Origin of the sequence: Sphingomonas psychrolutea, assembly GCF_014636175.1 — a bacterium.
GTDB lineage: Bacteria > Pseudomonadota > Alphaproteobacteria > Sphingomonadales > Sphingomonadaceae > Sphingomonas > Sphingomonas psychrolutea.
In genome coordinates, this window is sequence record NZ_BMDW01000003.1 from 95,992 (window position 1) to 111,018 (window position 15,027).

9 protein-coding genes are annotated in these 15,027 nt (G+C 65.0%); 2 read left to right on the forward strand and 7 right to left on the reverse strand.

The genetic code is table 11. The features are described 5' to 3' along the window. Window position 1: 1 nt before the first annotated feature. From IEV62_RS03245 to IEV62_RS03275, 7 genes are all read right to left on the reverse strand, one after another. Window positions 2-1,111 (reverse strand): HlyD family secretion protein, encoded by a 1,110-nt coding sequence (locus tag IEV62_RS03245; protein ID WP_188445434.1) that lies wholly within the window; start codon window positions 1,109-1,111, stop codon window positions 2-4. Further along, complete coding sequence (locus tag IEV62_RS03250; protein WP_229732797.1) at window positions 1,108-1,782, reverse strand: CerR family C-terminal domain-containing protein; 675 nt, start codon at window positions 1,780-1,782, stop codon at window positions 1,108-1,110. The genes IEV62_RS03245 and IEV62_RS03250 overlap by 4 nt, the downstream gene beginning before the upstream one ends. Before the next feature lie 56 nt (window positions 1,783-1,838). Next, the gene (locus tag IEV62_RS03255) at window positions 1,839-3,323 is read right to left on the reverse strand and encodes a flavin-containing monooxygenase (RefSeq protein ID WP_188445435.1); all 1,485 of its coding nucleotides are present in this window, start codon (window positions 3,321-3,323) and stop codon (window positions 1,839-1,841) included. A gap of 71 nt (window positions 3,324-3,394) precedes the next feature. Continuing rightward, window positions 3,395-7,633 carry a translocation/assembly module TamB domain-containing protein gene (locus IEV62_RS03260; protein ID WP_188445436.1) on the reverse strand — a complete coding sequence of 1,413 codons (4,239 nt, stop codon included), beginning with the start codon at window positions 7,631-7,633 and terminating at the stop codon, window positions 3,395-3,397. Further along, window positions 7,633-9,651 carry an autotransporter assembly complex protein TamA gene (locus IEV62_RS03265; RefSeq protein WP_373868538.1) on the reverse strand — a complete coding sequence of 673 codons (2,019 nt, stop codon included), beginning with the start codon at window positions 9,649-9,651 and terminating at the stop codon, window positions 7,633-7,635. The genes IEV62_RS03260 and IEV62_RS03265 overlap by 1 nt, the downstream gene beginning before the upstream one ends. Window positions 9,652-9,764: 113 nt before the next feature. Further along, complete coding sequence (locus IEV62_RS03270) at window positions 9,765-11,837, reverse strand: malate synthase G (protein WP_188445438.1); 2,073 nt, start codon at window positions 11,835-11,837, stop codon at window positions 9,765-9,767. Between the two features lie 76 nt (window positions 11,838-11,913). Then, entirely contained in the window at window positions 11,914-12,366 is a 453-nt protein-coding gene (locus tag IEV62_RS03275; protein ID WP_188445439.1) for a MarR family winged helix-turn-helix transcriptional regulator, read from the reverse strand. Window positions 12,367-12,467: 101 nt separating this feature from the next. Between IEV62_RS03275 and hppD the strand changes: the two genes are divergently transcribed. Both hppD and hmgA read left to right on the forward strand, forming a co-directional pair. Next, window positions 12,468-13,508: a 4-hydroxyphenylpyruvate dioxygenase gene (gene hppD / locus IEV62_RS03280; protein WP_188445601.1), complete on the forward strand. Its 1,041-nt coding sequence runs from the start codon at window positions 12,468-12,470 to the stop codon at window positions 13,506-13,508. Window positions 13,509-13,644: 136 nt separating this feature from the next. Beyond that, a complete protein-coding gene (gene hmgA / locus IEV62_RS03285) occupies window positions 13,645-14,925 on the forward strand; it encodes a homogentisate 1,2-dioxygenase (protein ID WP_188445440.1) in 1,281 nt (426 codons plus the stop codon). The last annotated feature ends 102 nt before the right edge of the window (window positions 14,926-15,027 follow it).

Below are 15,027 nucleotides of genomic sequence, written 5' to 3' on the forward strand. Positions count from 1 at the left end.
CTTAGCGAACCTTGACCGTCGGCACGACCGACATGCCCGGCCCGATCGAATATTTGCGCGGATCGGGGCTGCCCGGCTTCACGTCGAATTCGATCCGCACCGGCACGCGCTGAACGACCTTGACGTAATTGCCCGTCGCATTTTGCGGCGGCAGCAGCGCAAACGCTTGCCCCGCCCCGCGCTGGACCGAATCGACATGCCCGGCGAATTTTACATCGGGATAGGCATCGACCTTGATCGTGACGGGCTGGCCGATCTTCATCCGCTGGAGCTGGGTTTCCTTGAAATTCGCGGTGACCCAGATGTGATCGGGGATGATCGCCATCAACTGCGTGCCCGGCCCGACATAGGAACCGAGGTTAACCTGCCGATTGACGACCTGGCCCGAGACGGGCGCGGTCAGCCGGTTGTCGCCGAGCGTCACATTGGCCTGCCGCACTGCGGCTTGTCGCGCTTCAATCACCGCGCGCGCAGCGGTGACCTGCCGCCGCGCGACCGCGATATTGGCGGCAGCGCTGTCGATTTGCTGGCGCGCGGCCAGCGCCTCGGCGGCGGTCGAGCGCGCGGTCGCGCGCGCCGCGTCGAGCTGTTGTCCGGCGACGGCGGCGGGATCGATCTGCCGCAGCGCCTCATAGCGGGCGAGATCCTGCTGCGCCTTGGCGGCAGTCGCAAGCGGCGCACGCGCCTGCGCCGCGGCCTGGTCGCGCGTCGCCTGCGCGGCAGCGACTTGCGCGCGCGCTTGCTCGAATTGGGCTTCGGCCTGTTTCACATTGGCGCTCGCTTCGGACATCCGCGCTTCCGGCCCCGACGCGCTGATCACCGCGAGCAGGCGGCCCGCCTCGACATGGCGATTGTCGACATCGGCGACCTCTTTCAGCGTCCCCGCCACGGTCGGTGAAATCCGCACGATATGCGCATCGACGAACGCATCATCGGTCGATTCATACTGCCGCGCGTCGAGATAATAGAGCACCGCACCAATGACGATCACACCGACCACCACCACGAACCCGATCCAGAAGAGCGGCTTGGTGAAGATCGATGGCTTTTTCGACGTGTCATCCGGGGCCGCATCCGCGGTCTTCACCGGGTTCGTCTGGTCGTCGCTCATGAAATGTCCTGGCGTTCGGCAATCAGCCGGTCGAGAATGGCATCGGTATTGGCAGCGATACGCGCGGCGAGCGTTGCGGTTGCAGCGGCATCGATCGTGGCGCGCTTTAGCAGCTTGAGCACCGTCGCCCGCGACGCGCGCAGCACGATCACTTGGCCGATCAGCGTGATGACGACGATCCGCGCCGTATCGCGATCATCGCGTCCGGTCGCGGTGCAGACCAGCTCGCACAGCGTTTCGAGCATCTTGCCCATCAAGCCGCCGTAAATGCGCTCGAACGCCTCGGTCGGCGCCATTTGCTCGCGCATGATGAACAGCGACGCAGCGGTGCTTTTTTCGCCCGACATCGCCTCGATGAATTGGCGGACGATCGCGTGAATGCGGGATCGCGCATCATCGGGGGTCAGCGCCTCGAGGAGCGCATTTTCGGGAAAGGCGGGCGCCATTTCCTCGCCGAGTTGCAGCGCGATATAGTCCGCCGCCGCCAGATACAGCCCTTCCTTACCACCATAATGGTAGGTGATCGAGGACATTGCTGTGCCCGCCGCCGCGGCGATTCCGCGCGTACTCGCGCCTTCAAGCCCCTTCGCGGCGAATTCGGCGATCGCGATCTCGAGGAGCCGGTGCTGGAGCATCGTCGCGCCGATAGTTCGTTCGAACGAACACGGCAAGACAAAATGTGGCTATTGCGGAAAAACGACCGCATTGGCTCCGGCCCGCGCGTCGATTATGCCGAAACCGCCTCGCGCTTGGGCGCAAAGGCCACCGGATTGGAGAATTCCATCCCGTCATCGACCGAGCCGTAGCGCAGCGCCAGCAGATCGCGCGCATAATTCTGATGCACGCGCCACGGTGCCTTGCTCCCCTGTTTCGGGAATTTTTCCATCGCGCGCGTGACATAGCCCGAGCTAAAATCGAGGAATGGGGCCGGCACGAGCATGGTATCGCCGACGCGCGGCGTCGCCTGCCGCAAGCCCCGCGTCTTCATCGTGTTGAGCAAGCGACAGACATAGGCGCAGGTCAAGTCTGCCTTCAGCGTCCACGACGCATTGGTATAGCCGAACGAGGACGCCATGTTGGGAACATCCGAGAACATCATGCCCTTGTAATTGAAGGTCTTGGACAGATCGACCGGGGCACCGTCGACGCTGAAGACGACGTCGCTCAGCAATTGCAGTTCCAGCCCGGTCGCCGTCACCACGACGTCCGCTTCGAGCGTCTCGCCCGAGGAAAGCGCAATGCCGCTCGGGGTAAAATGATCGATCGTATCGGTCACCACCGATGCCTTGCCGCTGCGCAAAACGCCGAACAGATCGGAATCGGGGACGAGGCACAGCCGCTGGTCCCATGGGTTATATTTCGGCGTGAAGTGCCGATCGATGTCATAATCCGGCCCCAACTCGTCGCGGACCATGCCGATCAAGCGGTCCTTGACCTTGGCCGGCCGTTTGCGCGCCATGTTGAAGAAGAACATCCCGAACAGCACGTTGCGCCAGCGCACCAGGCTATACGCGAGTTTCGCAGGCAGCCGTGCACGCAGCCAGTTCGCCGCCGCATCCTCGGCCGGGCGCGACACGACATAGGTTGGCGAGCGTTGCAGCATCGTCACGTGCGCTGCGGTTTCCGCCATCGCCGGGATCAAAGTAACGGCAGTCGCGCCGCTGCCGATCACGACGACCTTCTTGCCCGCATAATCGAGATCTTGCGGCCAGAATTGCGGATGGACGATGCGCCCGGCGAAGCTCTCCGCGCCCTTCCACTCGGGGGTGTGGCCGCGCGCGTAATTGTAATAGCCGCTGCACATGAAGAGGAAATTGCAGGTGTAGGTCACCGGACCATCCGGCCCTTCGGAATCGACGGTCCAGCGCGCGTCGGCGGTCGACCAGGCGGCGCGCTTGACGTGGTGTTTGAAGCGAATGTGCTGATCAATCCCGAAGTCGCGCGCGGTCTCGCTAACATACTTTAAGATCGAGGGACCGTCGGCGATCGCCTTCGCCTCGGTCCACGGCTTGAACGAATAGCCCAGCGTATACATGTCCGAATCCGATCGGATACCGGGATAGCGGAACAGGTCCCACGTGCCGCCAAGCGCGGGACGCCCTTCGAGAATGACGTAAGATCGGTCCGGACTCATCGTCTGTAAATGATAGCCGGCCCCGATCCCGGACAGGCCGGCCCCAACCACCACAACGTCGAAATGTTCGATTGTCATATCCGGCACCGTCCTCATGCGAGGATACCCGATATTCGATTTTTGCGCGGACGGGAAGAGATCGGTTGCGATTAGAAATCTTTCTTGTAGCGCACCGTGACATTCGATCCGCCGAACGACCCGGCTTGCGACAACACGCTGAGCGCCTTGGTCAGCGAAACCTCGAGCTGCGTCGCGGTGAAGCCGCGCGAATCGGTGATCACCTCCACATAGATATTGTTGGTGATATACTTGCCCGCGGCGAGCGAGGTGCCGCGCCCGGTCGCCTCATCCGCGCCCAGAATACGCAGCCGATCGATTCCCGCGACCGAGCGCAACTTGCCCAGCGGATTAAGTCCGCCGCCCGATCCGCGCAGCGAATTGAGCGCCGCTGCAAGCTGGATCGCCTGGATCGCCGACAGGTTGGTCACCGAACTGCCGAACAGCAAACGGCTAAGCACTTCGTCCTGCGGCAAAGCCGGTGTCGAATTGAACGCGATTTGCGGCTTCTGCCCCGTGCCCGTCACATCGATCACGACGGTGATGTCGTTGGTGGTCGTGGTCGCACTCAGCGCAATCTGCGGATCGGCCAGCGCGCCACCGTCGAAGCGAACATCGCCCTTGGTCACGTCGAAGCGCTTGCCGGCGAACGAATAGGTGCCGCGCACGATCTGCAACCGCCCGACGATCCGCGGCGCGGCCGACGTGCCTTGAACGCGCAAGTCCATTTCCCATTCGGATTCGAGCCCCATGCCCGAGACGAACAGCTGATTGTCGGCGCGCACGCGCAAGTCGAGCTTGAACAGCCCGACCGGCGGCTCGGCCGGACCGGCGGCGGCGGCCTTGACCACATCGCTCTTGCGGCGGACGCCGGTCAATTCGGCGACATCGGCCTGGCCCTGGCGGATAATCTCGTAGCGCGCTTCGGGGATGCGCAGATCGCCCGTGATCAGCCCGCCATTCGCCCTGCTGTTGGTGACCCTGATCGTGCCCGTCGCTGTCGCGCCGAGCGCATCGCTGCGCGCCAGCCGCGCATTGGAGAGCGTCGCACGGACATCGATCGGGAAACCGGCGGCGGAGGAGAAGCCGACTGACCCTTGCGCCTGCACCGTCCCCTCGCCGGCCTTGGCCGAAAGCTGCGTGATCTCGAGCCGGTCGTTGGTGAACCGCCCCGCCAGCTTCATCTGGCTCAGCCGCGTGCCGTAAACCTCATTGTCATAGGTCAGCGCATCGGCACGGATCAGGCCGTTCAAGCGCGGGGCATCGACGCGCCCGCCGAAATCGGCCGCCAGCGCGATCGGGCCCGACAGCTGTTGCTTCGACAGCCCCGCGAACGAGAACAGCACGCCCGAGGGGCCGTTATAGCGAATCCCGCCAGACAATGGCGCCGACATCAACCGCTCGGTCCAGCTCGCGCCGGCCCCGAGCGGACGCAGCGCCGCAACCAGCCGCCCGACGGTCGTCCCGCCCCGCTGGATCAGCGCGCGCGCCTCCCCGCCGGCATTGGTCAGGCCAAACTGTGCGATCAGGTCGACCGGTTCGGACACGCTCGCCAGGCTGGAGCGCGTGAAGTTCTTGACGCGGAATTGCCCGGCAATCTGCGGCACCGAAGCGCCCCGTGGCTGCGCGTAATCGAGCGAACCCGTCGCCGATCCACCCAGCCCGAGATCGGGGATCAGCGCATTGGCGACCGACAGATCGAGCGCGTCGAGCCGCAGCTTCGCCGATACGCCATTGCCGTAATCCGCCGCGATCCGCGCCGATCCTGCACTCTTCCCCACGCCAAACGCGATTTGCGTCGGCTGCAAATGATAGACCCCGCGATCGATCGCAATCCGCGCTGGGGCGGTCGTCTTGAAATCGATCCCGTTGGCTTGCCCCTGCGTCGCGACCAGCCACAGCTTGGGACTCAGCCGCGCATTGGCGGCGACGCGGAACGGCACGCCGTTCGATCCTTGCGCCAGCACCTGCGCCGTGCCGCTACCGCCAGTATAATCGATCTTCGCGCGCGCCGTGGCCAGCACGGTCGGGCCGTAGCGCAAGTCGGCGACCTGCGCGTCGGCGACGATCTGCGGCGCATTCGGGTACAGCACAGCGCGCGCATTGATGATCGCGCGCCCGATCGTGAAATCGACTGCACCCGGTATCTTCGCATTGTTCGCCCGCGCCGCAACGTCGACGCGCTGCACCTTGCCTTGCGCGCCGAGCAAGGCCGCACCACTGACCCCAGACCCGGCAAAGGTCACGCGACCGCCAAACGGTCCCGCCGCAAGCTGCTGTACCCGCCCCTTGAAATCGACCCCGGCAAAGCGCGCAGTGCGGATATCGACCGTCAGTTGGCTGGCGGGGCTCACCAGCAGATCCGCGCTGAACGGCCCGTATTGTGTGCCACCAGTAGCAAGCACAGCATAAGCCGAGCCGGTGCCACGCACCCGTGCCTCAAGATTGACCAGCCCGACGCCGACCCCAGGCCGGGGGGCGCGGAGCAGCACGATCGGCTGCGTCGCCGTGCCCGATACGCGCGCGAAGAGCGGACCATAAGCGGTCGAATAGCCATCGGCATCGACCAGCAACCGCCCCTTGGGATCGTACCGCCCCTGCCCGCGGGTCACGCGGAATTGTGGGGCGTTCAGCCGCAAATTGCGGAAGGTGACGATTCCGTTCGGATCATACCCGACATCCGCCACCACCACGGCATTGCCACCAAGAAAGCTCCGCGCGCCTTCATTGAAGATTTGCGACGTCCGCGCCGCGACATGGCCGGTAATCCCGAACCCGCCGCTCGGCACCGTCACCAGCTTGGCATCGGTGCGCAGCGAGACAATCCCGACCCCGTCGATCCGGTAATCATTGACCCGCCCGTTGAGCGCGCCGCGATACAGGCCGGTCGAGAGGTCGGCAACGACCAGCGCCGTTGCATCGATCTTGCGCGACCGGATCTTCAAATTGTCCGAAAGGATTTTATCGCCCGCAATCGCGAAATCGCCGTTGATCGTCACCGCGTCGAGCAAACCGCCTGCCGCCGCGTTCAGCCCCGTCACCCGCGCCGCGCGCGCAGCAACCGGCACGAGGATATGGTCGGCGTCGATCTTCGCCAAACCCGACGCGTACAGCTGCTCGACTTGCGTTTCACCAAAGCCGAGCACACCCGCCGTCACGACATAATTGACCGTCGGCGTCGCGAATTTCCCGTCGAGCACCACGCGCGCCGCGACATCGCGCCCGCGCAAATTGGGCGCGATCGCACCGGGCGTCAGCAACCGCGCATTGACCGCGAACTGCCCGAAGCTGCTCGCCGCGAAATCGAGCAGACCCTTCGCATCGAGCGCCAAAGCATCCGAACGCGCGGTCGCCGACAGCGTCATCTTGCGCTGATCGAGCGTAGCGTCAGCCGCGATCTCAAGCCGCGGCGCGGTCAAGCGGGCAAGCGGGTTGGTCGGGGTCGCCGTGTCCTTCGGCGCGCCGCCGGGATAGAGACCCGGATTCACCGAGCCGCGCACGGTGAATCGCCCGCTCTTCGCCGTCAGCGCCAGATCAGCAAACGATGCCCCGCCAAGCGTGCCCGAAGCCGTGCCGCTCCACGCCGTCCAGCTCCCCTTGCCGCCAACGGTGAAATCGACCGGCGCCTTGATCCCGCTCATCGCCGCGACGACGCCATTGGCGGGCGCGGTCAGCCGCGTATCGATGTCGAGCAGATCGCGATCGGGCACCGCGTCGAGCTTGAAGCGCAGTCGGTCGCCCCCGGCGACGCCCGCGCCGGTCAGCGCCGCAACATCGGCGGTCACTTGCGCCCGCCGGTCGGCGATGTGCGTCTGCCCGTCGATCTTCAGGATATGCACCGCCCCCGTCACCGGCTTGGCGAGGATCATCCGCGCGATCGTCAACCGCCCGATGTCGATATCGAGATCGGGCAGGATCGGCGCATTGGGGTCGCTCGGCACCGGCTTGAACACCGGCGATCGCGTCATCGTCACCAGCGCCGCTTGCGCCGACCGCACATCGATATGGTTGCTGGCATAAGCAAAGGGCCGCCAATCGACCGCGATCCGTGGCGCGGTCAGGAACACGCCTTGCGGATCGCGGACGCGCACGTCGGTCAGCACCATCTTGCCATAGAGCGATCCCTCGATCCGACCGACCGTGATGTTGAGGCCCGAGGCGGTGGTATAATCACCCAGATAATTGGCGATCACCCGCCGCCCCGGCGCGGTATCAAGGCCGAGCACGAATGCACCCGCCAGCGCGACGAGCCCGACAACCGCGATCCCGGCCCATTTCAGCACGCGCTGCCACATTGGCGGGCGCACCACGATCACCGCGTCTTCGGCCATCAGAACGCTTGTCCGATCGAGATATAGAGCGCGACCTTGCCGTCACCCTTACGCGGGTTGAGCGGCGTTGCGACATCGACGCGCACCGGCCCGAAATTGGTATAGAAACGCCCGCCAATGCCCACGCCCAGCCGCAGATCGCCGCCCTTTGGCAGCGAACTTTCATAGGCATTGCCGCCGTCGATAAACGGCACGATCCCGTAATTGCCGAAGCGGTAGCGCGCCTCGAGCGCGAATTCGTTGATCGACCGCCCCCCGACCGGATTGCCTTGCGTGTCGAGTGGCCCCAGGCGCTGATAGCCATAGCCACGCACCGATCCGCCGCCGCCGCCATAATAGCGCCGCGACGGTGCCAGATCGTCACGGCCGGTCCCGGCGATCGACCCGGCGCGGACCCGCCCGGCCAGCACGATGCTGTCGCCGATCGGATAATAGCCGCTGGCTTCGATCAGCACGCGCGCATAGGGCCGCACCGCGCCGCGCACCGATGTTTCCGGGCTGAGGCTCAGCTTCAGCCGATAGCCTTTGGTCGGGTTGAGCAAACTGTCCGACCGATCGAACCCGACTTGCCCCGGCAGCGCCGCGATGAAATACGAGCCGCGTTTGCGCAGCCCGAGGCCGAAATCGAACACACTTTCGTTCGTCCCGGTCAACTCGAAGCCGTAAGCATAAGTGAGTTTCTTCTGCCAGATCGGCGTCGAATCGTACGAAATGCGCCCCGAAACCGTCGTCGTGAAGGCGTCGAACGCGTCATAGTTCGAATGGTTCGCCCCCGCCGCAAACGTCACGGTCTTGTCGCGGCGGCCGGCATTGGAACGGCGGAAGGTCGCGCTCGCGCCTTGCTCCTGCGTTCCCGCCACCGCCGTCACGATCAGCGCGCCTTCGGGCGGAAACAGGTTGCGATGGGTAAACGCGCCTTCAAGCCGGATACCCTGCCCGGTGCTGTACCCGCCGCTGACCGAGAGCGAACGCGGCGGCCCGCGTTCCTGCTCGATCAGCAAATTGACTTGCTCGGTGCCGTCGGGGTTGAGGTTGCGCGTCCGCACCGGCTCGACCGAAACGGTCGAGAACAGGCCGGTGGCAATCAACCCCGCGCGCAAATCGTCGACCTTGCGATTGTCGTACAGTTCGCCGGGCTTGAAGCGCGTCAGCACGCTGACATGCTCGGCCCCGAAGGCGAGCCGTCCCTCGGAGGTGAAAGTGCCGAACGACGCGCGCGGGCCGACATCGACCGGCAGGGTGTAGGCGCCCGTACCCGCCAGATCATCGAGCAGCACGTCGCGCTGCCCGACCTTGGCGAAGGGATAGCCCTGTTGCGGCAGGATCAGCGCAACGTTCGCCTCCGCCCCCTGCACACGCGCGGCATCGATCGGATCGCCGATCTTGAGCGCCAGCTGGCTTTCGACCAGCCCGGGCGGTGTGGTCGGCTGCGCCAGGACAGTGATCGAGCCTAGCGTGTAGCGCTTGCCGGGCGTCGCCGAAACAATCGCGCGGACTCGCGCCGTCTCGCCGGGAATGACTTCGAGGGTCGAGACCGCCGTGCCATCATAATAGCCGAGCGACTTCATCAGCCGCACCGCGAGCGCCTCGTCCTCGCGCGCGCGCGCCGACACGACGGTCGCATTGGGCGCCTTGCCGCCGCCATCCTTCAAGGCCGAGAAGCCATCGAACTGCCCCGCAAGCCCAATCTCACCGAGCCCGCGCTGCACGGTGTCGTAGCGGATGTCGGGGGCTTTTGCGTCCGTCACATTCACATCGACCAGCGGCGTCGTGTCGAAGGTCGCAAGCGTCGGCAACGGCTCGGCCAATTCGGGCGGCACCGCAGGAGCCACAACCTCTGGCACAATCGTCATCGGTTCGAGCGGCGCATTGATGTCGCTCGACAGCGGCGGCAATGCCTTGTCGAACGTATCGTCAGAGACAATCGGCGGCTCGGGCGCTTGTTGCAGGGCAAGCGGCGGTGTCGGAACGACGATCGCAGGCGGCAGCTGCTGCGACCCTGCCGCCGCAACAATCAAACCAGTCGAAAAACCAAGTAAAGACAAACGTCTGCGTCCCCGCTTAAGAGCACAGGTGCCACGCAGACAGCCCGTAACGAGTCACCATAACGCACGAACCGCAGATCGTTTCCCTAGGCCGCCTTCAAGCGCAGCCGATACGCATGCAGCAGCGGTTCGGTATAGCCGTTGGGCTGTACGATCCCCTCGAACACCAGCGCGCGCGCCGCTTGCAGGGCAAGGCTCTCGGGATGTCCCGTCATCGGCCGATACAGCGGATCACCCGCATTTTGCGCATCGACCTTGGCCGCCATCCGCTCGAACGCGGCATCGACTTCGGCGCGCGTCGCAACCCCGTGGAGCAGCCAATTGGCGATATGCTGTGACGAAATGCGCAACGTCGCGCGGTCCTCCATCAGGCCGATATCGTGAATGTCGGGCACTTTCGAACACCCCACCCCCTGGTCGATCCAGCGCACGACATAGCCGAGAATCCCTTGCGCATTATTGTCTAGCTCGGCGCGGACTTCGTCGGGAGTCCAGTTGCGCCCCTGCGCCGCCACCGGCACGGTCAATAGCGGCTCGAGCACGGGAATGACTTCCCTGGCGATGTCCTGCTGCCGCGCGAACACATCGACCTTGTGATAATGCATCGCGTGGAGCGTCGCGGCGGTCGGCGATGGCACCCAGGCGGTGTTCGCGCCCGACATGGGATGGCCGATCTTCTGCTCCATCATGTCGGCCATCCGGTCGGGTGCCGCCCACATCCCCTTGCCGATCTGCGCCCGCCCCGCGAAACCGGCGGCAAGACCGATCCGCACGTTGCGATCCTCATACGCCTTGATCCAGGCGCTCGCCTTCATCTCGGCCTTGGGGATCATCGGCCCGGCGCGCATCGCGGTGTGCATTTCGTCGCCGGTGCGATCGAGGAAGCCGGTGTTGATGAAGACGATCCGGTCCTTAACCGCATGAATGCACGCGGCGAGGTTCGCCGAGGTCCGCCGCTCCTCGTCCATCACGCCCACCTTCACCGTATGCCGCGCGAGTCCGAGGAGATCCTCGACCGCATCAAACAGCGCGTTGGTGAACGCCGCCTCGTCGGGCCCGTGCATCTTCGGCTTGACGATATAGACCGAACCGGCGCGGCTGTTCTTGAACGTGCCAAGCCCGCGCAAATCGTACAGCGCAATTGTGCTGGTAACGATCGCATCGAGAATTCCCTCGGGTGCCTCGCTGCCATCGGCCAGGCGGATCGCCGGATTGGTCATCAAATGCCCGACATTGCGGACGAACAGCAGGCTGCGCCCCGGCAGCGTCAGGCCATCGTCATACACCCGATCGGCGTTGAGCCGCCGCGTCACCGCCTTGCCGCCCTTGTCGAACGTGTCAGCCAGATCGCCCTGCATCAGCCCAAGCCAATTGGCATAGGCCGCGACCTTGTCCTCGGCATCGACCGCCGCGACCGAATCCTCGAGATCGCAAATCGTCGTCAGCGCCGATTCGAGGATGACATCGGCGATGTGCGCCGGATCGTCGCGGCCGATCGGGTGCGCCGGATCGATCACGACCTCGATATGCAGCCCGTGATTTACGAACAGATACGACGCCCCCTTGCGCCCGACGAGCTGTGCGGGGTTGCGCAACACCGGCGCATCGTCGTTGAGCAAATCCGCCCAGCGCCCGTGCGCAAGCGGCACCGCCTGATCCAGAAACGCCTTGGCCGCCGCAACCACCTGCCGCCCGCGCACCGGGTCATAGCCCCCCGGCACCGCCATCCCCGGTAGCGCATCGGTGCCATAGAAAGCGTCGTACAGGCTCCCCCAGCGCGCATTGGCGGCGTTGAGCAGGAAGCGCGCGTTGAGGATCGGCACGACCAGCTGCGGCCCGGCCATCGTGGCAACCTCAGCATCGACATGTTCGGTGCCGATCGTGAAGCGCGCAGGCTCGGGAACGAGATAGCCGATCTCACGCAGAAACGGTTCGTCCACCGCCTCGCCCGCCTGATACCGCGCATCGATCTTCGCTTGGAGACCGTCACGAACCGCCAGCAGCGCACGGTTCTCCGGCGCGAACTTCGCATAAATCGCCGCGACACCCTGCCACCAGCCGCTCGGATCGATCCCGAGTCCCGGCAGCACGCGCGCTTCGATAAAGCTGGCGAGCGGGGCGGCGACCGAAAGGCCGGCGCGGTCGAGCATGTCGGGCATGGAAATCCTCCTTGGGAAACGTGTGCGTGGCCTGGGGAGGGCTGGCCTCGCGCTTAGGCCAGCAGGGCGCCCGGCATCAACCCCGTTCGCTATCGAACGGCGCGGCCGACGCCTCGATCCGCTCGAGCATCGCGGCGAAGGTCGCGATTTCCTGTGGCGAGAAACCGGCAAACACCTGCGCCTCGAGCTCGAGTGCTTTCGGCGCGACATCTTCGTACAGCGCGCGCCCGGTCGCGGTCAGGATCAGCAAATGCGAGCGCTGATCCCCCAGATTCGGCCGCCGCTCGACCAGCCCGCGCTCGACCAGCGTCGCGGCCGCACGGCTGACGGTCACCTTGTCCATCCGCGTCGCCACGCCCAGCGCCTGCTGCGTCGCCCCCTCGCCTTCGGCGATCACCGCGATCAGCCGCCATTCGGGAATCTTCAGCCCGAACAGCGCCTGATACGTGCTGGCGACCGCCGCCGACACGCGGTTCGAGGCGATCGAGAGGCGATACGGGAGGAACTCATCGAGCTTCAGCGTGGTCATGATCGCGCGACGATACGGGATGGACGGGTCTGCGCAACCCCGCTATATGGTTACAGATGAAACCAGTTGGAGAGTCTCGCGTGACCGCAATCGAAAATCCGATGGGCCTGAACGGCTTCGAATTCGTCGAATTCACCTCGCCAGACCCCGCCGCGATGGCCGATTTGTTCGTGAAGATGGGCTTCACCCATGTCGGCACGCACAAGTCGAAGAATGTCCGCCGCTATGCGCAAGGCGACATCAATTTCCTGCTCAACATGGACGATGCCGGTCAGGTCGCCGGTTTCCGCAACGCGCACGGCCCCTCGGCCAATGCGATGGCGTTCCGCGTCGCTGACGGTTCCGCCGCCGTGAAGCTCGCGCTTGAACGCGGCGCGACGCAAGTCACCGGCGAGCATGGCCCCGGCGAACTCGCCATCCCCGCGATCGAGGGCATTGGCGGCGCCAACCTCTACCTCGTCGACGCAGCCTCGCGCATCTACGACACCGATTTCACCCCCACCGGCGCGGGCGTCGACGATCATAGCGTGGGCTTGCACACGCTCGACCACCTCACGCACAATCTCCAGCGCGGGCGGATGGACTATTGGGCGAACTATTATTCGAGCATCTTCAACTTCCGCCAGATTCGCTATTTCGACATTGAAGGCCAATCGACCGGCTTGTTCTCGAAAGCGATGACCGCGCCCGACGACAAGATCCGCATTCCCTTGAACGAAAGCCAGGACGAGCATTCGCAGATCGAGGAATTCATCAAGGATTATAAGGGCGAAGGCATCCAGCATCTGGCACTCGCCACCGACGACATTTTCACGACGGTCGACACGCTGCGCGCCAACGGCATCCGCTTCCAGACGACGCCGCAAACCTATTTCGACTTGATCGACAAGCGCCTCCCCGGCCACGGCCATGACATCGAGGAAATGCGCAAGCGCGACATCCTGATCGACGGCGCGCCCGAGACGGGTGGCGGGTTGTTGCTGCAAATCTTCACCGAAAATATGGTCGGGCCGATCTTTTTCGAGATCATCCAGCGCAAGGGCAATGACGGCTTCGGCGAGGGCAATTTCAAGGCATTGTTCGAGAGCATTGAGCTCGACCAGATCCGCCGCGGCGTGGTGCCGGGCAAGGTCGAGGCGTAAACAAGAAAGCCCCTCCCCTTCAGGGGAGGGGTTGGGGGTGGGGCGTCTCAGTCTCACCGAGCCATACCGTAGATTTGCGGCACGGCCCCACCCCAACCCCTCCCCTGAAGGGGAGGGGCTTAGGAAGGCACAGGTCATGACCACCTACCAAACCGGCTTCGGCAACCATTTCGCGACCGAGGCCATCCCCGGCGCGCTCCCGATCGGCCGCAACTCCCCCCAAAAGCCCGCCTTCGGCCTCTACGCCGAGCAACTCAGCGGCACCGCCTTCACCGCCCCGCGCCACGAAAACCGCCGCTCGTGGCTCTACCGCCTGCGCCCGTCCGCCGCACACCCCGCTTTCACCCGCTACGAAGGCGCGCCGCTCTTCGCCCCCGGCCAGTCACAGGCACCGCTCGCTCCCAATCGCCTCCGCTGGGATCCGCTCGACGTGCAGGACGCCGACTGGCTCGACAGCCTCACCACGATGCTCGTCGCGGGCGACGGTCCCAAAACCCAGACCGGCGTCGCGATGCACCTCTACCGCTGCGCGAAGGACATGCGGAACCGCGCGTTCGCCTCGGCCGATGGCGAACTGCTGATCCTGCCCGAACAGGGTGCGCTCACGCTGCTGACCGAACTCGGCCGCATCGACGTGAAACCCGGCGAGATCGCGCTGATCCCGCGCGGCGTGCGGTTCCGCGTCACCCTCCCCGACGGCCCCGCGCGCGGCTATGTCGCCGAGAATCACGGCCAGCCCTTCCGCCTCCCCGATCTCGGCCCGATCGGCGCGAACGGCCTCGCCAATCCGCGCGATTTCGAAACGCCCGTCGCCTGGTTCGAAGATGTCGAGGGCGACTACGAGCTCGTCCAGAAATTCCTCGGCAAGCTGTGGACCACCAACCTTGGCCGCTCCCCGCTCGATGTCGTCGCGTGGCACGGCAATTACGCCCCTTGGAAATATGACCTGACGCGCTTCAACACGATCGGCAGCATCAGCTTCGATCATCCCGATCCGTCGATCTTCACCGTCCTCACCTCGCCCAGCGACGTCCCCGGCACCGCCAACGTCGATTTCGTCATCTTCCCGCCGCGCTGGCTGGTGGCGGAGGACACGTTCCGCCCGCCGTGGTTCCATCGCAACACGATGAGCGAGTGTATGGGGCTGCTCTACGGCGCCTATGACGCCAAGGCCGACGGCTTCGTCCCCGGCGCTCTGTCGCTGCACAATCAGATGAGCGGCCACGGCCCCGATGTCGCCAGTTGGCAGGGCGCGAGCAAGGCCGAACTCAAGCCGCACAAGCTTGACGGCACGATGGCCTTCATGATCGAAAGCCGCTGGGTCTTCACGCCCACCGATTTCGCGCTCGAAACCAGCGCGCTCGACGCCGATTACGATCAGGCATGGGACGGCTTTCCGAAGGCAGTACTGCCGTAAACCCTTCTCCCGTTGGGAGAAGGTGGCGCGCAGCGCCGGATGAGGGCAGGGTTTCGAGAGCGTACTGCCCTCACGCTTCCGTCGCTTCGCTCCTCCCTCCCT

Bases quoted from the DNA above. Each gene is read 5' to 3' on its own strand.
- IEV62_RS03245 (WP_188445434.1), bottom strand. From the start codon at position 1,111: ATGAGCGACGACCAGACGAACCCGGTGAAGACCGCGGATGCGGCCCCG.
- IEV62_RS03255 (WP_188445435.1), bottom strand. From the start codon at position 3,323: ATGACAATCGAACATTTCGACGTTGTGGTGGTTGGGGCCGGCCTGTCC.
- IEV62_RS03260 (WP_188445436.1), bottom strand. From the start codon at position 7,633: ATGGCCGAAGACGCGGTGATCGTGGTGCGCCCGCCAATGTGGCAGCGC.
- IEV62_RS03270 (WP_188445438.1), bottom strand. From the start codon at position 11,837: ATGCCCGACATGCTCGACCGCGCCGGCCTTTCGGTCGCCGCCCCGCTC.
- IEV62_RS03275 (WP_188445439.1), bottom strand. From the start codon at position 12,366: ATGACCACGCTGAAGCTCGATGAGTTCCTCCCGTATCGCCTCTCGATC.
- hppD (WP_188445601.1), top strand. From the start codon at position 12,468: ATGGGCCTGAACGGCTTCGAATTCGTCGAATTCACCTCGCCAGACCCC.
- hmgA (WP_188445440.1), top strand. From the start codon at position 13,645: ATGACCACCTACCAAACCGGCTTCGGCAACCATTTCGCGACCGAGGCC.